This window comes from Reyranella sp. GW821-FHT12G01 (assembly GCF_058806575.1).
Map to the genome: position 1 here is coordinate 3,194,740 of NZ_JBXAPV010000001.1, position 18,576 is coordinate 3,213,315.

Genomic DNA, 18,576 nt, shown 5'->3' on the forward strand with positions numbered 1-18,576 from the left:
CTTCCGGATGGGGTTAGCGGGCGGGAGTGCGCGGCGGCGTGGTCGTTTGGCCGGGCTGCCGCGCCGCCCGCTGGCGAATGTCCGACGCCGGCGCCGGCAACTGGGCGCGCAGCCCCGGCCGCAGGGCCTCGACACGCGGCGCCAGTACGGCACAGGCGTTGGCGCCGGCCTGCCGTCCCGCCTGCGACACCTGCGCAACGAGGCTCGGGACCGTGCCTGCGCCGACCAACAGCTTGGACATGTTGGGATCGAGTGCGCTGGCCGTCTGCTTGCCCGCACCGCCCTTGATGCGCAGCGGCGACGCCAGCACCGCGTTCTGATTGTCGCGCGCTTCCGGCGCCAGGATGAATTCCCAGCCTTCGGTGCGCAGATGCAGGTAACCGCCACCGACCAGCACGCCGCGTGGCGTGTCGACGACCAGGCGGCGCAGATTGGCGACGCCGCCGCTCACGTCGAAACGGCCGGCGATGCAATTGAACGGCACGCCGGCATCGCCGCCGCCCAGCAGCCGCTGCGTCTCCGGCGGCCAGTTCACGAGCTGGCTGTGAGGCCACAAGCCCTTGCCCATCGAGATGTCGATCGAGCCGCTGGCCGAATTCAGCGCATCGCGCGTCGTCCGGCCGCCACCGCGCAGCCGAAGATCGACGTCGGCGACACCGTCTCGCAGGCCGAGATCGAGACCCAGCAGGGAGGACAGCTCGCCGAGCGACACGCGGTTCGCGGTGGCCGTCAGCGTGGTCTGGCCGATGCGTCCCGCCGGATCGTAGACGAGATCGACGCCGGCCGATCCTCCGCCGACCGTCGCGGCGGCGCGGAACGTGAAGCGCGTCTCGCCCGACACCAGGGTCACCGACGCGTTCTGCATCTTGGCGCCGAGCCCCACGACCTCGCCCAGCCGCACCGTGACCGACAAAGCGGAGCGGCCGAGCCAGCTCGCGACAAAGGGCATCGCCGGGATGAGGCGCGGCGGCGGCGCGCCGGGCGGAGGCGTTGCCGCGGCGGGCGTCGCACCGGCTGGCGGCGCCTTCAATTCCGAAACATCGAGACGCGTTATGTCGGCATTTACCGCGATCGTGGCCGTGCCCTTGCGATCGATGCGGAAGAGCGCCTCGCCCGCCGCCTCGCTCGAGCCGACCTTCAGGCTCTGGACCTCGACCTTGAAGCCGTTGCGCTGGGTCGAAGCCTTGGTGACCATCGAATAAGGACCGCCCGACGGCACCGGCAGGCGAACATAGGGCCCGAGCGCAGAGACATCCGGCCCCTCGCCGTTGATCTGCAACGACGTGCCCTTGGCGTTGATGCTGCCCTTGATCGAGATCTTGCCGCCGCCGAACCCGCCCTGCAGGTCGATGTTGCCCGGCAGCCCGGCCATCCAGCCGTTGAACGAACCGGCCGTGCCCGTGAGATCCATCGGCACGCCCTGCGCGACGCCGAACCGGCCGTCGACCTGCAAGGTCTGGTTGGGTGCCGGCGACTTTAGGGTCGCGTTCGGAATCTCGATCACGACCGGCGGGCGACCCTGACCTTCAGACACTGTCAAGATGGAGTCACGGACCTCGACCGTGCTGATCCAGGGAAACGCCGCCGTCGTGCGCAGCCGCAGCGAACGGTTCTCGCCGGGATGCGGGCCCGAGCCATCCGGTGGCGGCAGCATTTCCAAATTGGCATCGCCTACATCGTTGCGTTCGACGAGGATGTCGGCGCCCTCGAGCACGATCTTGCCGATCTTCACCTCGCCCAGGAACAGCGAGAACGGATCGAGGAAGAGCGTCATGCGACGCACGCGGGCGAGATCGGGCCGCGACCCCCACGGAGCGTTGGAGAGGGTCACGCCCTCCGCGACCATCGCGGGCTCGCTGCCGAGCTTCACGGTGAGCGGCACGCGGGCCGACAGCTCGCGCCCCGTCACTTTGCGGACCTGTTCGGTCAGCCGCGCCTGATAGCGCGAGAGATCCCGTGTGGCGGCCCAGATGACGCCCGCGACGGCAGCGACTGGCACTGCTACCGCCGTGATAATCGCCAATCGCCTCCAGGGTATCCGCATCCTGCCCGATTCTCGCTCAAACACCGTCCGTAGAGAAGCCAAATGCCTCGACGGTGCGGCGGAAGTGAGGTGGCAGCTCGGCTTGCGCCTTCAGCTCGCCCTTCCCCGACGGATGCGGCAGCGTCAGGCGCCGGGCGTGGAGATGGAGTTTCCGCGAGTCGGCGACCGCCGACAGGAGCGCCTCTTCGCCTCCGTATTTGCGGTCTCCGAGGATCGGACAGCCGATCTCGGCGCAGTGAACGCGGAGCTGATGGGTTCGACCGGTTCGCGGCCACAGCGCCATCATGGCCGCACGCCGGCCGGCGCTATCGACCACGCGGAAGTGGGTCAGCGCCTTCTGGCCGTTCTCCTCGTCGACCTGCATCAGCTCGCGATCGAAAGCGCCCGGCCGCTTGGCCAGCGGCAGGTTGATCGCGCCCTCCTTCTTGGGCGGCACGCCGACCACGATCGCCCAGTAGAGCTTCTCGGTCTCACGGTCGCGGAACGACTCGGCAAGACGCTTGGCCGCCTGCCCGGTGCGCGCGATCAGCAGCAGGCCGCTGGTGTCCTTGTCGAGCCGGTGGACGAGCTTCGGCCGCTGCTCGAAGCCGAAGCGCAGCCCGTCGAGCATGCCGTCGATGTGCTTCTCGGTGCCGCTCCCGCCCTGGACGGCGAGGCCCGGCGGCTTGTTCAGCACGATCACATGGTCGTCACGATGAATGACCATCTTCTGGATCTCGGCGGCATCGCGATCCGAGATGGTGGGACCGGCCGGAGAAGAAGACGCTCGCACCTTGGGCGCCGGCGAGTTCGAGACGCCGGGCGGCAGACGGATCGCCTGGCCCGGCTCGACCCGATCCTTGCCTTCGGCACGCTTGCCGTCGATGCGGACCTGGCCGGTGCGCAGCAGCTTCTGCAACGCGCCATGGCTCAGGTCAGGGAAATGGCGCTGGAACCAGCGGTCGAGGCGCATCCCGGCTTCGTCGTCGGACACGTCGCGGGTCTGGACCTTGCCCTGAACTTGGCGGGTACCACTGCTGGCGGGGCTGTCGCTCATGGCGCGCAACCTAAGGGACAAGCTACACAGGGTCCATGGAATCGGTGTCTTTCGACACGCTGACTTTCGATCATCCGACCGCCAGCCGGCCGGCCCGAATTTCCGCGACCCTGCACATTCCCGCCGACCGGCCGGGACCGGCGCCCTGCATGGTGATCCTGACCAGCAGCGCGGGCGTCCAGCGTCACCGCGAGCATTATTATGCCAACCTGCTGAACGAAGCCGGCACGGCGGCGCTGATCGTCGACAGCTTCAAGGGCCGGGGCGTGCGGCGCACCGTGGCCGACCAGTCGCTGGTGTCGGCGGCACAGATGGAGGGCGACGCCTTTGCCGCCCTCGCCCTCCTGCGCGCCGATCCGCGCCTCGATCCGGGGCGCATCGGCATCATGGGCGTCTCCAAGGGCGGCGTGGCGACGCTCAATGCCGCCATCGCCGTCCGGCAGCGCTGGCGCCACGGCTTCCCGCACCTCTTCGACCTCCACGTCGCCCTCTGTCCCGGCGCGACGGCGCAGCACCGCGATCCGACGACCCACGGGCGGCCGATGTTCTTCATGCTGGCCGCCAAGGACGACTACACGCCCGCCGAGCTCGCCATCGACTATGCCGAGCGCATGCGCGCGGCCGGCAACACCCGGATCAAGGTGAAGGTCTACGGCAGCGCCCATCATGGGTGGGAGTCGCTGGGCCCGGTTTTCGACATCAAGGACGCCGAGAACTGGTCGCGCTGCCGCAACATCATCGAGGATGACGGCCGTCATTTCGTCCCGGCCCTCGACCGCGCGATGGAGGAACCGGACTTCCAGGCCTGGGCCCGCGCGCATTGTGTCACCCGGGGCGCCCGGGCCGGCGGCGGGACGGCGGACCTGAAGCAGCGCGCCAGTGCCGATCTTGTGACCTTCCTGGCCACCCACGGTTTTGCCGCCTGATGGACGAATCGGCCGGTTCCGGCTATACCTCAGGTGTGATCCGCTTCAATTTTTTCGCCGCTTTCCTGGCGTTCGCGCTCTCCTTCGCGGGAGCTTCGTCCTCTTACGCCTCGGGCGTTCTGTGGACTGGATCCAGCCAGGCGACGGCTCGCGCCGAAGCCTTGCTGAAGGCGCTGAAGAGCGCCGGCGAGCACGGGCTCGATCCCAACTGGTACGGCGTCGCCGATGTCGAGAAGGCGATGGCGCCGGGCGCCGATCCGGCCGCCGCGGAAGCGCTCATCTCGGCGGCCTTCGTCGCCTATGCCAGTGACGTGTCGACCGGCCGCGTTCGCGCCAACCGGGTCGACAAGGACATCGACATCATCCAGCGCAAGGCCGACAAGGCCGACCTGCTGCAGGCCGCCGCCGACGCGCCCGATTTCGCCGTCTACCTGGCGTCGCTGCCGCCGAAGGGCGACTACCCCGCCCTGCAGAAGGCGCTGGCCGCCTGGCGCGAGAAGCGCGGCAAGGTCGCGTACACGCCGATGGCCGACGGCACCGCGCTCAAGCCCAACATGATCGACAGCCGCGTGCCGGTCTTGCGCAAGCGCCTGGCCGAACTCGACTTCACCGTGCCCCCGGCCGGCGCCGTGGCCGACCTCTACGACGAGCCGCTGGTCGCCGTCGTGAAGTCGTACCAGGAGATGAAGGGCCTGACCGTCGATGGCGTCATCGGCGCCAAGACCGTCCGTTCGCTCAACACCACGGTCGACGAGCGCATCGAGCAGATCGTCGCCAATCTCGAGCGCCGCCGCTGGCTGCCGGAAGACCTCGGGAGCCGCTACGTCTACGTGAACACCGGCGACTACTCGATGGTGTTCGTGAACGAGGGCAAGGTCGCGTTCCAGAGCCAGGTCATCGTCGGCACGCCCAAGGACCCGACGCCGGAAATCCAGTCGGTGATGCGCGGCTTCCAGACCAATCCCTACTGGACCGTGCCGTCGTCGATCGCGGGCGAGGAATACCTGCCGATCCTGCGCCGCGATCCCAACGCGCTGGCCGGCAGCGGCTTCAAGATCTTCGCGAACTGGAGCAACGACGAAGAGGTCGATCCCAACACGATCGACTGGAGCTCGATCCATCCCAAGGCCTTCCCGTACCGCATCCGGCAGGATTCGGGTGCGTCGAACGCGCTGGGCTACATCTTCTTTCCGTTCGCCAACAAGTACGGCATCTACATGCACGATACGGCGAGCCGCTGGCTGTTCACCGAGGGCAGCCGCAACTTCAGCCACGGCTGCATCCGCCTGCAGAACCCGCTCGACTTCGTCGAGAAGGTCTTCAACGGCAAGAACGGCTTCAGCAAGGAGCGTGTCCAGCAGGTGATTAATGCGAACCAGCAGGCCCACTACACCTTCCCCGAGTCGATCACGCTCTACGTGACCTACCGGACCGTCAGCGCGAACGCCGAGGGCGTTCCGACCTTCCGCGACGACGTCTACGGCCGCGACAAGCGCGTCGTGAAGGCGATGGCGAAGCCCTGAGGCCGAGCTTCACTCGGCCTAACGCTTCTTTTCCCTGAGCTTCTTCCAGTAGTCGAGGCGCTTCACGATCTCGCGCTCGAAGCCGCGCTCGACCGGCTGATAGAACTCCTCGCGGGCCATGCCGTCGGGGAAGTAGTTCTGGCCCGAGAAGCCGTCGGCGGCATTGTGGTCGTACTCGTAGCCCTTGCCGTAGCCGATCTCCTTCATGAGCTTGGTCGGCGCATTCAGGATGTGCATCGGTGGCGTCAGCGAGCCGTGGGTCTTGGCAGCGCGCTTGGCGGCCCCATACGCGACGTAGCCCGCGTTCGATTTGGGCGCGGTGCCGAGATAGATTACGGCCTGCGCGATCGCGAGTTCGCCCTCGGGTGAGCCAAGCCGATCGTAGGTCTCCCACGCCGCCAAGGTCTGGGTCAGCGCCTGCGGATCGGCCATGCCGATGTCCTCGACGGCGAAGCGCACGAGGCGGCGGGCGATGTATTTCGGATCCTCGCCGCCATCGAGCATGCGCGCGAACCAGTAGAGCGCGGCATCGACGTCCGATCCGCGCAGCGACTTGTGCAGCGCGCTGATCAGGTTGTAGTGCGCCTCTTGCGTCTTGTCGTAGAGCGGCGCGCGCTTCTGCAGCAGGGTCGCCAGCCGCGACGGCGGCACCGGCCCCTTGTCCTTGAGCTGGGCGAGTTGCTCGGCAAGGCCGATCATGTAGCGCCCGTCGCCGTCGGCCATGGCGAACAGCGCCTGACGCCCGGTCTCGTCGATCGGCAGCGGCCGGCCCAGCGCCTCCTCGGCCCGCGCCAGCACGGCCGACAGGGCCGCGTCGTCGAGCCGGCGCAGGACCAGCACCTGGCAGCGCGACAGAAGCGCGGCGTTCAGCTCGAACGACGGGTTCTCGGTGGTGGCGCCGATCAGCGTCACCGTGCCGTCCTCGACATAAGGCAGGAAGCCGTCCTGCTGGGCGCGGTTGAAGCGATGGATCTCGTCGACGAACAGCAAGGTCCCCTTGCCGTCCTTGCGACGCTGGCGGGCCGCCTCGAACACGCGGCGCAGGTCGGCGACGCCGGAGAACACCGCCGACAGCGGCTCGAAATGCAGGTCGACGGCTTCCGCCAGCAGGCGCGCGATGGTGGTCTTGCCGCAGCCCGGTGGGCCCCAGAGGATCAGCGAGCCGAGCTTGCGGGCCTCCAGCATACGGCCGAGCGGCCCTTCGGGGCCGAGCAGATGATCCTGTCCCAGGATCTCGCCCAGCGTCTTGGGACGCAGGCGTTCGGCGAGCGGCGTCGGGGCGAGCGAGGCGAAGAGTTCAGCCGGCACGACGACCCGACGCCCTGCCGGCTCAGCGGAACTGGACGGGGAAGATCACGCCGTCGCGGCCGACGCTGATGCTGTTGATGCCGCTGGCGACGCGCTTCTTGAGATCGGCCACGTTCTTCACCTCCTGGCCGTTGACCGCCAGGATCATGTCGCCGGGACGCACAAAGCGGCTGGCATAAGCGCCGTTCTTCACCTCGACGATGATGATGCCCGGGCGCCATTCCGCCAGCCCCATCTCCTCGGCGACGGCCGGCGACATGTTGACGACGGAAGCGCCCGACAGAGGCTGCCGTCCATCGAGTTCCGAAAGATCGCGCGGCGGATCCTCGGGCGGGGCCGCGAGCTTCAGCTGGACGATCGTTTCCTTGCCGCCGCGCATGACCTTCACCGGCACGACCGAACCCACGTTGAGCGTCGAAAGCCGGAAGCGCAGCGCCGCCTCGTCGTCGATCGCCTGCTCGCGGATGCCGACGATCACGTCGTTGCGCTTGAGCCCTGCGTCGGCGCCGGGACCATTGGCGTAGACTTCCTTGACCACGAGACCCGCGGGCCGCGACAGGCCGAAGCCCGAGGCGAGGTCGGGCGTCACCCGCTGCATGCTGACGCCGAGCCAGGGACGCACGATGCGGCCGCCGGTGGTACCGGTCGCAATGATGCGCTCGACGATGTTCGAGGGCGTGGCGAAGCCGATGCCGACCGAGCCGCCGCTCTGCGAATAGATCGCCGTGTTGATGCCGATCAGGCGGCCGTCGAGCGAGACCAGCGCGCCGCCCGAATTGCCCGGGTTGATGGCCGCATCGGTCTGCAGGAAGAAGTTCGAATCGTTGATGCCACCGGCGCTGCGCGCCACCGCCGAGACGATGCCGCTGGTCACGGTCTGGTTCAGGCCGAACGGATTGCCGATCGCCAGCACGACGTCACCGACCTCGATCGAGTCGGAATCGCGCAACTCGAGGAAGGGAAACTTCTCCTCCGCGCCCTCGATGCGCAGGAGCGCCAGGTCATAGCGCTCGTCCTGGGTGACAAGCTTCGCCTCGAACTCGCGGCGGTCGGCCAGCACGACGCGGATCTCGTCGGCGCCCTTCACGACATGCGCGTTGGTGACGATCAGCCCGTCGGGCCGCACCAGCACGCCGGAGCCCAGCGAGTTCTGCACCCGGTCACCGCCCTGCTGGGGCACACCGGGAAAAGGGAACGGCAGGCGGCGCTGCACGCGGGCGGTGGTGGTCGTGTAGATGTTGACCACGGCCGGCGAGACCTTCTTGACCAGCGGCGCGTAGGAATAGGCGAGTTCGGTCCTCGAGCTGGGCAGCCCCTGTGCCTGGACCGCCGGGGGCAGCGAAACCGCCGCACCGCATCCCACGAGAACCGCCGCCAGAATTACCCGCCGAATCATCCATTCATCTCCTTGGTCGGGCCGGATTTGCGGACTCTCTTATGGCAAATCAAGGGCCGATTGGGATGGCATATCGATTGCAGGGCTTGCGTACAACGCGCCAGCCATTGGCGCGAGGGGAAACCGGAGCGCTTCATGAAACTGACCCGTCGTACCGTCCTGGCCGCCTCGGCAGCCACCCTGGGCTCGTCCCTCGCCGCACCCGCCGTCAAGGCGAGCCCCGGCTGGCCGACCAAGCAGCCGATCAAGCTGATCGCCACCTTCCCGCCCGGCGGCACCGCCGACACGATTTCGCGCATCCTGGCGCCCAAGCTCTCGGCCGCCCTCGGCACCCAGGTGGTGGTCGAGAACCGGCCGGGCGCTGGCGGCACGATCGGCTCGGACCTCGCCGCCAAGGCCGCCCCGGACGGCTACACACTCGTGATCTCGCATGCCTCGCCGCTGGGCATTGCGCCCGGCATCTATCCAAAGCTGCCGTACAACGTGGTCACCGATTTCACCCACGTGACCCTGATTGGCCACACGCCCAACGTCCTGATCGTGCCGGGCGATTCGCCTTACAAGACGCTGGCCGACTACATTGCCGCCGCCAAGGCCAAGCCCGACGAGATCGCCTTCGGCAGCTCGGGCATCGGCTCCAACACCCACCTGATGGGCGAGCTCCTGGGCACCCTGGCCGGCATCAAGCTGAAGCACGTTCCCTATCGCGGCTCCGCGCCGTCGCTGCAGGACATGCTGGCCGGCGCCATCCCCTCGATGTTCGATCCGATCACGACCAACGTGCCGCACATCAATTCCGGCAAGGTCCGCCTGCTGGCGGTCAGCTCCGACAAGCGCCTCGACATGTACCCGAACGCGCCGACCTTCGCCGAGCAGGGCTTCCCCAAGATGACGACCTCGACCTGGGTCGGCGTCTCGGGCCCCAAGGGCATGTCACCCGACGTCGTGGCGCGGCTCTACGACGAGCTGCAGAAGGCCTACAAGGCGCCCGAGGTCGTGGAACGCTTTAAGGAAGTTGTGCTGCTGCCCGGCGACAAGCCGATGACGCCCGCCGAATACACGGCCTTCGTCGGCGAGTTCGCGACCCTGTGGGCGGGCGTCAGCAAGTCGGCCGGCATCGAACTCGAGCTGGGCTGAGCGCCGTCACCGGCGGGCGGCGTCCACCAGCCGGTCCGTCGCCTCCTCGATCCGCTCGCGCAGCGTGTTCATGAAGACATCCCGCCCCAGTCCGGGCGGGATGGCCGGCAGGATTTCGACGTCGATCACGCCCGGGCGCTTGATGAACTTGCGGCGGCCCCAGAACAGGCCGGAGTTGAGTGCCACCGGCACGACCGGCACGCCCAACTGACGGTACAGCGCCGCCGTCCCCACTTGATAAGGCCGTTCATCGCCAACCGCCACGCGCGTGCCTTCTGGAAAGATCAGCACCGAGCGGCCCTCGGCCAGGGTCGCCTTTGCCTGCTTGATCAGCCCGCGCAGCGCCTTGGAACCGTCGCCCCTCTCCACCGCGATGTTGCCGACCCGCGCCATCGCCCAGCCGACGACCGGGATCAGCACCAGTTCGCGCTTCATGACGGTGGCGGCGCCGGGAAACAGCCGCGAGAAGGCCAGCGTCTCCCACGAGGACTGGTGCTTGCAGGCAAAGATGACCGGCCCGGCCGGCATGTTTTCCAATCCGCCGACGCGGTGCGTCAGGCGGCAGGTGATCCTGAGCCACCACAGGCAGAAGTCGATCCAGAACAGCGACCACGCGACCACGAAGCGCCGGGGCATGAGGAGGATCGGCGATCCGACGATGGCGATGATCGTCGTGCCGACATACCAACCGACGTTGAAAAAGAATGAGCGCAGCCCGAGGCCAATCATTTCAAATGTATGCGTGAACGACGTGTTGCTTGTACGCCAAGTTTTAGTGGCCTAGTGTCCGCTCGCAAAGCACATCTGGTGGGGCATCCCCCGCTTATCATGCAAGTTACCTGTTCAAACTGCAGCGCTCGTTACGCCGTCGACCCGACCGCGATCGGCCCGACCGGCCGTACCGTCCAGTGCGTCCGCTGTAACCACCGCTGGTTTCAGGAGCTGGACGCACCGAAAGCGACAGCAAAGGCCGCGCAGGCCGATGCGGCGCCCGCGCCGACCGTCGCCGCCGTGCCCGATTTCGTCATCCGTCCGGTTACGCCAGGCAGCGGCCTTCCGGCCGTCATCGCGCCGCGCAAGAGGAACTGGGGCACGTGGATCGCCTTTGCGATCGTCTTCGGCGTGCTGGCCGGCGGCGCGGGCTACGCCTACCGCGACACCATCAAGGCCCGCCTGCCCGCGTCGTGGCGGACGATGCTCCACCTCGATGCCGCGGCGCGCGATACGCCCGCCCGCGATACCCCGGCGCGCGCCCAGGTCGGGGTCGACATGGCCGCCACCAAGATCGACCTGGTCGACGGGCGCTACGTCGTCCAGGGCGAACTGGTCAATACCGGCACGGCGCCTGGCTCGACCAGCCGCCTGAAGCTGGTCTTCCGCGCCGGCAACGAAATCCTGGCCGAGCGCGCCCTGCCGCTGGTCGAAGGTCCGATCGCTCCGGGTGCCCGAAAGAGTTTCAGCCTGCCGCTGGACGAGCCTCCGTCCGGGGCGACCAACATCATACCGACCGTCGACTGATGCCCGATCGCACGACCGCCGACCGCCCGACCGTTTCCATCCGCTTCTCCGCCGCCGAGATCGCGACGCGCGTCGAGGAGATGGCCGTCGACCTTGCCGGCAAGCTAGAGACCGACACCCTGGTCGTCTCCGTCCTGAAGGGCAGCTTCGTCTTCGCCGCCGACCTGATCCGGGCGCTGAGCCGCAACGGCGCGGACTGGTCGATGGATTTCCTCACCCTCTCGAGCTACGGCACCGGGACCCAAACGAGCGGCAGTGTCCGCATCGTGCGCGACATCGTGGACGACGTGCGCAATCGCGACGTGCTGCTGGTCGACGACATCCTCGAGTCCGGCTTCACCCTCAGCTTCGCCAAGAAGCTGCTGGAAGAACGCGGCGCCCGCCGCGTCTCGATCTGCACCCTGCTCGACAAGCCCGGCAAACGGCGCACCGCGCTGGCCGCCGACTTCGTGGGCTTCGAGGCGGGCGACGAGTTCCTCGTCGGCTACGGCCTCGACTGGGCCCACCGCTTCCGCGGCCTGCCGTATATCGGCGTGGTGGAGAAGACGGCGGGGTAGCCGGCTCGAAGCCGCTCAACGGAGCGCGCAACTCCAGTTGCGCTCATCCCTTGCTGATCGACAAAGCTTGAGCGCAACTGGAGTTGCGCGCTCCAATGAAGCCGCTCGGCAGAAGACCTAGTACGTCTTCAGCAGCCGGTCGATGTAATCGAGCTCTTCCTTCGGACGCTGCTGGTCGCCGGCGCGGCGGCGCAGTTCGTCGAGAATCTCGCGGCTGCGCTGGCGGTCGAGTTCGAGCGGCACCTTGTCAGCGCCCGAGTCGATCGCATCGCCATAGTTGCCGTCGGAACGGCCCAGCGGATCGCGATCCTCGCTGCGGCGCTCGCGCTCCTCGATCTCGGCGATGTCCTGGTTGTTGCCGGGGCCGCGCTGCTGGCGCATCTGCTCGGCCATGTCGCCCATGCCCTGCTGCAGATTGTCGAGCGCGCGGCGCTGGGCACGCGACGCCTCGCGCGGGTCGCCACGGCGAAGCGCGTCCTCGGCCTCGCGCATCGAGCGCTCGGCGCGGCCCAGCGACTCGGGCATCTGCATGCCGTTCTCGTCGAGCTTCTTCATGAAGTCGCCGAGCTGGCCGCGCAGGCCTTCCTGCTGGCCGCGCTGCTGATCGCCCCACTGGCCCTGACCCTGGCCTTGGCCGGGCTGCTGGCCCTGCCCCTGCTGCCCTTGCTGGCCCTGCTGACCGCGTTGACCCTGCTGGCCTTGCTGTCCCTGTTGCCCTTGCTGGCCACGCTGGCCTTGTTGGCCCTGCTGACGGCCCTCGCGCTCGGACTCGCCCAGAAGCTGGTTCTGCCGCCGCGACAGCCGGTCGAGCTGGTTCATCATCTCGCGGCCCTGTTGGCTGCCCTGCCCCTGCTGGCCGCGCTGTCCCTGCTGCTGGCGTTGCTGGCCGTTGGGGTTCGCCATCATCGGGGTGGCGTTCTCCATCATTTTGCGCAGCTCCTCGAGCATGCGCTTGGCCTCTTCGCGCTGGCCGTTCTTTGCCATCTCGCGAATCTTGTCGAGCATCTTCTGCAGGTCGTCGCCGGTGATAGTGTTGTTCGGATCCATCTTCTCCGCCTGCTCTTCCATGCGGCGGCGCTCGTCGGGATCCTTCATCTTCTCGGCCAGTTCGCGCTGCCAACGCGCCATCGCGTCGTAGAGCTGCTGGATCAGCTTCTCGATCTCCTCGTCGCCGGCCTGACGCTGCATGGCGTCGCGCAGTTCCTGGCGGGCCTGCTCGACGGCACGCTCGGCATCCGACGTGGCGCCGCTCTCGAGGCGCATGGCGAGGTCCCAGAGGAGTTTCTGGGTGTCGGTGATCGTTTCCTTGTTGTCGTTCTGCGCGAGCCGCACCGAGCCGATACGCAGGCCAAGCTGGACGACCGGGTCCTCGCGGTAGCTCTTCGGGCTCGCATGGACCAGGCGCATGCCGTCGGCGACGTCGATGCGATAGCCCTTGGGATCGCGGGTCAGCGCCTTGCGCAGCACGATCAGCGCGCGCGCCGTCGGGTCGTTGAACACGCGCTCCGGCAGCAGGAAGGTCTCGACCGAGCTACGACCCTTCTGGCCCAGCGCATCGGTGGCGAACAGCATCACCGTGACCTTGAGGCCGGCCCAGGGATGGCTGGTGAGGTCGCGCACGAAGGTGTCGGAGATCTTCTTGGAATTGCCCGCGACCGGCAGGTCGATGCGCATCACTTCCGGTTCTTCGTCGCTGCTCAGCGCATCGTCGCCCAGCACGCTGCCGTGCAGGCGCATCTGGAGCTGGACGCCGGTCACGCCGAAATCGTCGCCGGCGAGGTACTCGATCTTGGTCGACCACTTGTCGACACCGATCGGCCGGGTGAAGTCGATGGTCGGGGCGAGGTCGGGAATGACGTGGAGCTTCCAGCGCGCCTGTTCGTCGCCGCGCGCCTGCAGGGTGATCTGCTTGCCTTCGGTGATGACCTCTTCGACCTGGTACTTGCCCTTGCTGACGGTCGAGAACTCGGTCGTCTTGCCGTCGATCGACAGAACCGGCGGCTTGCGGCCGCGCGTGTCGTCGACGAAGCCCGCAATCTTGCTGCCGACAGGAATGCGCAGGACCTTGTCGTGCTCGGCCATGTCCAGATAGACCGGCGGCTTGCCGGTATAGGCCGGCGGCGCGATCCACAGGTTGGCGACGACCGGCGGTGGCGGCGGGAACGCCGGCGTCACGGCGGCGGCCATGCGGTCGCTGCGCCAGCCGCCCGCGATGGCGATGGCGACGACCAGGGCCAGCACCGGCACGAAGCGCAGCGCCCACTTGTCGAGACTGGCGAGGCCGGGATGGGCCGCCTTGTTGCTCAGGGCCGCGAGGCGCTCGGCCTCACGGCGGCGATGGGCTTCCCAAAGGGCCACGGCCATCGGGTCGGAGCTGCCGGCGGCCAGATGGTCCTGCACGGCGGCCAGCGGCCGGTGCGGAATGTTGCTGTCGCGCTCGAGGCGGCGGGTCGCCTCTTCCCGCGTGGGCCAGGAGAAATCACGCAGGCGCCACCAGGCGAGGCCGGCGAAAGCCAGCGCCAAGGCTGCCAGGATGCCGGTATGCACCCAGGGATCGAGGCCGGCGAACAGGTCGAGATGGGCCGCGGCGACGAACAGGGCCACGAAGGACAGCAGCGGCACGAAGCGTGGCCACAGGCCCTCCCACGCCAGGGCAGCCCACGCCAAACCGATCTTGCGCCCCAATCCGGGGGCCTCGATCGTCGAAGTGGTCTGGCTGGCGTCCATCGACGTCCTTTCGTTCAGGCCTTTTTCGGCTCCATCCAAGGCGGAAACCGCTCGGCGGAGATCATCTCTTCGACAGTGGGCCTCGGTCGCGTAACCGCAAACCTCGTGCCATCCACCATCACCTCGGGCACCAACGGACGGCTGTTGTAGCTGGAAGCCATCACCGCCCCATAAGCGCCCGCCGAGCGTATCATGACGAGGTCTCCGGCAGCCAGCGGCGGCAGATCACGATTCTGAGCCAGGAAGTCGCCGGATTCGCAGATGGGACCGACAATGTCGCAACGGATCGTGGCCGCATCGGGGCGTGGCTCGCGAACCGGCAGGATATCGTGCCAGGCCTCGTAGAGCGTCGGCCGGATGAGGTCGTTCATCGCCGCATCCACGATGACGAAAGTCTTGGCGGAACCGGGCTTCACGAGGATCACCTCGCCCACCAGCACGCCCGCTTCGCCCACCAGCCGGCGTCCCGGCTCGAAGGCCAGTTCGCAGCCGAGGCCTTCGGTCTCGCGCGCGATCACAGCCATGAAGTCGGCGATCGAGGGCGGCTTCTCGTCGGCATAAACAATCCCCAGGCCGCCGCCGATGTCGAACCGGTCGATCGTGTGGCCGTCCTGGCGAAGCTGCCCGATCAGTTCGCGCACGCGCACGATGGCGTCGCGGTAGGGCGTGAGCGAGGTGAGCTGCGAGCCGATATGCATCGCCACGCCCACGACGTTCAGGTTGGGCAGGCGGCCGGCCAGCGCAAAGGCCTCGCGCGCGAGATCGATGTCGATGCCGAACTTGTTCTCCTTGCGGCCCGTCGTGATCTTGGCGTGCGTCTTGGCATCGACGTCGGGATTCACACGGATGGTGATGTCGGCCTTCAGGCCGAGCTGGCCCGCCACCGCGTTAAGCGTCTCGAGTTCGGCCGAGCTCTCGACGTTGATCTGCCCGACGCCGGCCTCGAGCGCCGCCATCAGCTCCGACGCCTTCTTGCCGACGCCGGAATAGATGATGCGCCTGGCCGGGATGCCGGCGGCCAGCGCCCGCTTCATCTCGCCGACCGAAACGATGTCGGCGCCCGCCCCCATCTCGCCGAACAGGCGGATGACGGCCAGGTTGCTGTTCGCCTTCATCGCGTAGGCGACGCTGGCGTTCATGCCCTTGATGCCGTCGGCGAATTCCTTCCAGCCGGCGCGCAGTGCGCCAGCGGAATAGCAATAGAACGGCGTGCCGACCTGCGTGGCGATGGTGGCGAGTGCGACGCTCTCGGCGTGCATCTCACCGTTCTTGTAAGCGAAGAAACTCATCGTCATCGTCCCCCCGCCTTGCCGAGGAAGCGGCGGCGCGCCTCGCCGACGGCCCGCTCGACATTGGCCGGCGCGGTGCCGCCCAGGCTCTTGCGGGCGTTGACCGACGCCTCGACGGTCAGCACGCGATAGACGCTGCGATCGATCTTGGGCTCCACCGCCTGCATCTCCTGAAGCGACAGCTTGTCGAGATCGATGCCCTTGTCCGACGCGATGCCGACCAGACGGCCGGTCACGTGATGGGCCTGGCGAAACGGCAGGCCCACCTTGCGCACCAGCCAGTCGGCGAGATCGGTCGCCACGGAGTAATCGGCCGAGGCCACGGCGCGCATGCGCTCCGGGTTGGCCTTGAGGTCGCGGATCATGCCGGTCATGGCCGCGATGCCCAGCTCCAGCGAATCGGCGGCGTCGAACAGCGGTTCCTTGTCCTCCTGCATGTCCTTGCCATAGGTCAGCGGCAGGCCCTTCAGGATGGTGGTGAGCGCCACGAAGGCGCCGACGATGCGGCCGACCTTGGCGCGCGTCAGCTCGGCGGCGTCGGGATTGCGCTTCTGCGGCATGATCGAGCTGCCGGTCGTGAAAGCGTCTGACAGCGAGATGAAGCGGAACGGCGCGGAGCACCAGATCACGATCTCCTCGGAGAGGCGCGACAGGTGAACGGCGGTCGTCGACGCGGCGGCGATGAACTCGATCACGTAGTCGCGGTCGGACACGGCATCGAGTGAGTTGGCCATCGGCCGGTCGAAGCCCAGCGCCTTGGCGGTCTTGCGCGGATCGATCGGATGTGGCGAGCCGGCAAGTGCTGCGGCGCCCAGCGGCGATTCGTTGAGGCGCGCGCGGCAGTCGGCGAAGCGGCTGCGGTCGCGGCCGATCATCTCGACATAGGCCATCAGATGATGACCGAAGGTGATCGGCTGCGCCGTCTGCAGGTGCGTGAAGCCCGGCATGATCGTCGACGAATACTGGTCGGCGCGGTCGATCAGCGCCGTCTGCAGGTCGCGCAGCATCAGCTCGAACTTGTCGATCGTGTCGCGCACCCACAGGCGCACATCGAGCGCGATCTGGTCGTTGCGCGAGCGCGCGGTGTGCAACCGGCCGCCGGTCGGACCGATGATGTCGGTCAGCCGCTGCTCGACGTTGAAATGGATGTCCTCGAGCTTGGTCGAGAACTTGAACTTGCCGCTCTCGATCTCGGCCTTGACCTGCGCCAGCCCGCGCTTGATGGCGCGGCCGTCCTTGGCCGTCAGGATGCCCTGGGCCACCAACATGTCACAGTGCGCCACGGAGCCTGCGATATCCTGCGCATAGAGCCGCCGGTCGAAACCGATGGAGGCGTTGATTTTCTCCATGATTTCCGCGGGGCCCAGCTTGTACCGGCCGCCCCACATCGTGTTGGAGCGACGATTGGAGCCATCCTTGGATGCTCGCGCAGTCGTGTTCTTCCGTGCCATGAATTACGCCATATATCCTTTTAGGAACGCGGCTTATGGCACATCCCCAACGAGATTTCCTCCCCGGCAGACGGCTGATCCTGGCAGGCGGCCTGGCCGCCCTCGCCCTGCCCGTCGTCGCGGGGCAGGCCTTCGCCGGGGTGAAGCCGGACATGGCCAAGGGCGCCATGGAGCGCTTCAAGGTCGCCAAGACGCCCAAGCCCCTGCCCGACCTCGAAATCCAGAACGCCGACGACAAGCCGCTGAAGCTCAGCGACTTCAAGGGCAAGGCAGTGCTCCTGAACTTCTGGGCGACGTGGTGCGCGCCCTGCGTGAAGGAAATGCCGAGCCTCGACCGGCTGCAGGCGGCGCTGCCGAAGGACAAGTTCCTGATCGTGCCGCTGTCGATCGACGGACCGTCCAAGCCCAAGGTCGCGCCCTTCTACAAGGACCAGAAGCTCAAGAACCTCGGCATCTACTTCGACAAGGGCCGCAAGACGATGCAGGGCCTCGACGTCACCCTGCTGCCGACCTCGATCCTGGTCGACGCCAAGGGCCGCGAGCTCGGCCGCATCGAGGGCGATGCCGACTGGGACATGCCTGAGTCGATCGCGCTCATGAAGGCGGCGATCGGCAAGGGTTGACGAGAAGCGCTGACAGGAGCGAAGTCCCGCCGCGTTCGTGCATAATGCGGCCAACATGACGCCGCCCCCCGGGATATCCGACGCCGTTGCCATCGAACTCAACGCGGTGCTCCTTGCCCTGACGGGGAACCAGCCGCTGGTCCTCACCCTGGAAGACGGCGCGCTGCTGCCGTCGGGTCCCTTCGCGACCGAGCATCCGACCCTGCAGAGCGGCGTGCGCGCTTGGGTCGAGCGGCAAACCAACCACCCGCTGGGATACGTCGAGCAGCTCTATACGTTCGCCGACCGCAACCGCCCCGGCTCCGACGGACGGCAACGCGTCGTGTCGATCAGCTATCTCGGCCTCACCCGCGAACGCCTGTCGGCCGGTGCGCGCGATCCGGAATGGCGCAGCTGGTATCGCTATTTCCCGTGGGAAGACTGGCGGGCCGGCCCCTCGCCGCTGGTCGCCGAATCCATCCTGCCACAACTCGCAAAATGGGTGGGCGCCGCCCCCGACACGGCGAGCCGGCGCGAACGCCAGCAGCGGGTCGAGGTGAACTTCGGCGACGGAATCGAAAGCTGGAACGAAGAGCTCGTCCTCCAGCGCTATGAGCTGCTCTACGAGGCGGGCCTGGTGCCCGAAGCGAAGCAGCCGGCGGCCGAGAACGTGCCGGGCATGCCGATGCGCCACGACCATCGCCGGATCCTCGCCACCGGCATCGCGCGGCTCAGGGCCAAGATCAAATACCGGCCCGTCTTCTTCGAGTTGATGCCAACCGAGTTCACGCTCCTGCAGCTCCAGCGCGCCGTCGAGGCGCTGGCCGGACGGCCGATGCACAAGCAGAACTTCCGCCGCCTCATCGACCTGCAGGGCCTGGTCGAGCCGACGGGCGCCTCCACCTCGGAAGCGCGCGGCAGGCCCGCCAAGTTGTTCCGCTTCCGCCGCGAAGTGGTGCTCGAACGCGCCGTCGCCGGCTCCAAGCTCCCCCTCTCCCGACCGATCTGACGACTTGACCGAAATAATGCTCATTCCTAGTATAAATCTCTAAATGCTCCTTT

General features: G+C 67.5%; 15 protein-coding genes. 7 read left to right on the forward strand and 8 right to left on the reverse strand.

The window, feature by feature from the left end; genetic code table 11:
• Positions 1-13: 13 nt before the first annotated feature.
• Both AC1RP5_RS15390 and AC1RP5_RS15395 read right to left on the reverse strand, forming a co-directional pair.
• Complete coding sequence (locus AC1RP5_RS15390) at positions 14-1,999, reverse strand: AsmA family protein (protein WP_493111877.1); 1,986 nt, start codon at positions 1,997-1,999, stop codon at positions 14-16.
• Between the two features lie 61 nt (positions 2,000-2,060).
• Positions 2,061-3,080 carry an RluA family pseudouridine synthase gene (locus tag AC1RP5_RS15395; protein ID WP_493111878.1) on the reverse strand — a complete coding sequence of 340 codons (1,020 nt, stop codon included), beginning with the start codon at positions 3,078-3,080 and terminating at the stop codon, positions 2,061-2,063.
• Between the two features lie 35 nt (positions 3,081-3,115).
• Between AC1RP5_RS15395 and AC1RP5_RS15400 the strand changes: the two genes are divergently transcribed.
• Together AC1RP5_RS15400 and AC1RP5_RS15405 are read left to right on the forward strand one after the other, a co-directional pair.
• Entirely contained in the window at positions 3,116-4,006 is an 891-nt protein-coding gene (locus AC1RP5_RS15400; RefSeq protein WP_493111880.1) for a dienelactone hydrolase family protein, read from the forward strand.
• A complete protein-coding gene (locus AC1RP5_RS15405; RefSeq protein WP_493111882.1) occupies positions 4,006-5,529 on the forward strand; it encodes a L,D-transpeptidase family protein in 1,524 nt (507 codons plus the stop codon). The genes AC1RP5_RS15400 and AC1RP5_RS15405 overlap by 1 nt, the downstream gene beginning before the upstream one ends.
• An 18-nt stretch (positions 5,530-5,547) precedes the next feature.
• Here AC1RP5_RS15405 and AC1RP5_RS15410 read toward each other — a convergent pair whose 3' ends face one another.
• Positions 5,548-6,837, reverse strand: coding sequence for a replication-associated recombination protein A (locus tag AC1RP5_RS15410; protein ID WP_493111884.1), 1,290 nt, complete (start codon positions 6,835-6,837; stop codon positions 5,548-5,550).
• A 22-nt stretch (positions 6,838-6,859) separates the two neighbouring features.
• A complete protein-coding gene (locus tag AC1RP5_RS15415; protein ID WP_493111885.1) occupies positions 6,860-8,233 on the reverse strand; it encodes a Do family serine endopeptidase in 1,374 nt (457 codons plus the stop codon).
• Between the two features lie 135 nt (positions 8,234-8,368).
• Between AC1RP5_RS15415 and AC1RP5_RS15420 the strand changes: the two genes are divergently transcribed.
• On the forward strand, positions 8,369-9,370 hold the full coding sequence (locus AC1RP5_RS15420; RefSeq protein ID WP_493111887.1) for a Bug family tripartite tricarboxylate transporter substrate binding protein: 1,002 nt from the start codon (positions 8,369-8,371) through the stop codon (positions 9,368-9,370).
• 6 nt (positions 9,371-9,376) lie between these two features.
• Here AC1RP5_RS15420 and AC1RP5_RS15425 read toward each other — a convergent pair whose 3' ends face one another.
• Complete coding sequence (locus AC1RP5_RS15425) at positions 9,377-10,099, reverse strand: lysophospholipid acyltransferase family protein (protein ID WP_493111888.1); 723 nt, start codon at positions 10,097-10,099, stop codon at positions 9,377-9,379.
• Positions 10,100-10,198: 99 nt separating this feature from the next.
• Here AC1RP5_RS15425 and AC1RP5_RS15430 point away from each other — a divergent pair, with 99 nt between their 5' ends.
• Both AC1RP5_RS15430 and hpt read left to right on the forward strand, forming a co-directional pair.
• Positions 10,199-10,888: a zinc-ribbon domain-containing protein gene (locus AC1RP5_RS15430; RefSeq protein ID WP_493111890.1), complete on the forward strand. Its 690-nt coding sequence runs from the start codon at positions 10,199-10,201 to the stop codon at positions 10,886-10,888.
• Entirely contained in the window at positions 10,888-11,445 is a 558-nt protein-coding gene (hpt, locus tag AC1RP5_RS15435; RefSeq protein ID WP_493111892.1) for a hypoxanthine phosphoribosyltransferase, read from the forward strand. Before AC1RP5_RS15430 ends, hpt begins: the two co-directional genes overlap by 1 nt.
• A 117-nt stretch (positions 11,446-11,562) precedes the next feature.
• Here the strand turns inward: hpt and AC1RP5_RS15440 are convergent, their stop codons facing one another.
• From AC1RP5_RS15440 to argH, 3 genes are read right to left on the reverse strand one after another with little or no spacing between them, the layout of a single operon-like run.
• Positions 11,563-14,172: a TIGR02302 family protein gene (locus AC1RP5_RS15440; protein WP_493111893.1), complete on the reverse strand. Its 2,610-nt coding sequence runs from the start codon at positions 14,170-14,172 to the stop codon at positions 11,563-11,565.
• Positions 14,173-14,186: 14 nt separating this feature from the next.
• Positions 14,187-15,461: a diaminopimelate decarboxylase gene (gene lysA / locus AC1RP5_RS15445; RefSeq protein WP_493111895.1), complete on the reverse strand. Its 1,275-nt coding sequence runs from the start codon at positions 15,459-15,461 to the stop codon at positions 14,187-14,189.
• 2 nt (positions 15,462-15,463) lie between these two features.
• Entirely contained in the window at positions 15,464-16,912 is a 1,449-nt protein-coding gene (gene argH / locus AC1RP5_RS15450; RefSeq protein ID WP_493111897.1) for an argininosuccinate lyase, read from the reverse strand.
• A 35-nt stretch (positions 16,913-16,947) separates the two neighbouring features.
• Between argH and AC1RP5_RS15455 the strand changes: the two genes are divergently transcribed.
• A complete protein-coding gene (locus tag AC1RP5_RS15455; protein WP_493111899.1) occupies positions 16,948-17,535 on the forward strand; it encodes a TlpA disulfide reductase family protein in 588 nt (195 codons plus the stop codon).
• Positions 17,536-17,590: 55 nt separating this feature from the next.
• On the forward strand, positions 17,591-18,523 hold the full coding sequence (locus AC1RP5_RS15460) for an NUDIX hydrolase (RefSeq protein ID WP_493111900.1): 933 nt from the start codon (positions 17,591-17,593) through the stop codon (positions 18,521-18,523).
• Positions 18,524-18,576 lie beyond the last annotated feature (53 nt).

Excerpts from the sequence above, each read along its gene's own strand:
- hpt (WP_493111892.1), top strand. The coding sequence starts at position 10,888 with ATGCCCGATCGCACGACCGCCGACCGCCCGACCGTTTCCATCCGCTTC.
- AC1RP5_RS15415 (WP_493111885.1), bottom strand. The coding sequence starts at position 8,233 with ATGATTCGGCGGGTAATTCTGGCGGCGGTTCTCGTGGGATGCGGTGCG.
- argH (WP_493111897.1), bottom strand. The coding sequence starts at position 16,912 with ATGGCACGGAAGAACACGACTGCGCGAGCATCCAAGGATGGCTCCAAT.
- AC1RP5_RS15430 (WP_493111890.1), top strand. The coding sequence starts at position 10,199 with ATGCAAGTTACCTGTTCAAACTGCAGCGCTCGTTACGCCGTCGACCCG.
- AC1RP5_RS15460 (WP_493111900.1), top strand. The coding sequence starts at position 17,591 with ATGACGCCGCCCCCCGGGATATCCGACGCCGTTGCCATCGAACTCAAC.
- AC1RP5_RS15425 (WP_493111888.1), bottom strand. The coding sequence starts at position 10,099 with ATGATTGGCCTCGGGCTGCGCTCATTCTTTTTCAACGTCGGTTGGTAT.
- AC1RP5_RS15405 (WP_493111882.1), top strand. The coding sequence starts at position 4,006 with ATGGACGAATCGGCCGGTTCCGGCTATACCTCAGGTGTGATCCGCTTC.
- AC1RP5_RS15455 (WP_493111899.1), top strand. The coding sequence starts at position 16,948 with ATGGCACATCCCCAACGAGATTTCCTCCCCGGCAGACGGCTGATCCTG.
- AC1RP5_RS15440 (WP_493111893.1), bottom strand. The coding sequence starts at position 14,172 with ATGGACGCCAGCCAGACCACTTCGACGATCGAGGCCCCCGGATTGGGG.
- AC1RP5_RS15420 (WP_493111887.1), top strand. The coding sequence starts at position 8,369 with ATGAAACTGACCCGTCGTACCGTCCTGGCCGCCTCGGCAGCCACCCTG.
- lysA (WP_493111895.1), bottom strand. The coding sequence starts at position 15,461 with ATGAGTTTCTTCGCTTACAAGAACGGTGAGATGCACGCCGAGAGCGTC.
- AC1RP5_RS15400 (WP_493111880.1), top strand. The coding sequence starts at position 3,116 with ATGGAATCGGTGTCTTTCGACACGCTGACTTTCGATCATCCGACCGCC.
- AC1RP5_RS15395 (WP_493111878.1), bottom strand. The coding sequence starts at position 3,080 with ATGAGCGACAGCCCCGCCAGCAGTGGTACCCGCCAAGTTCAGGGCAAG.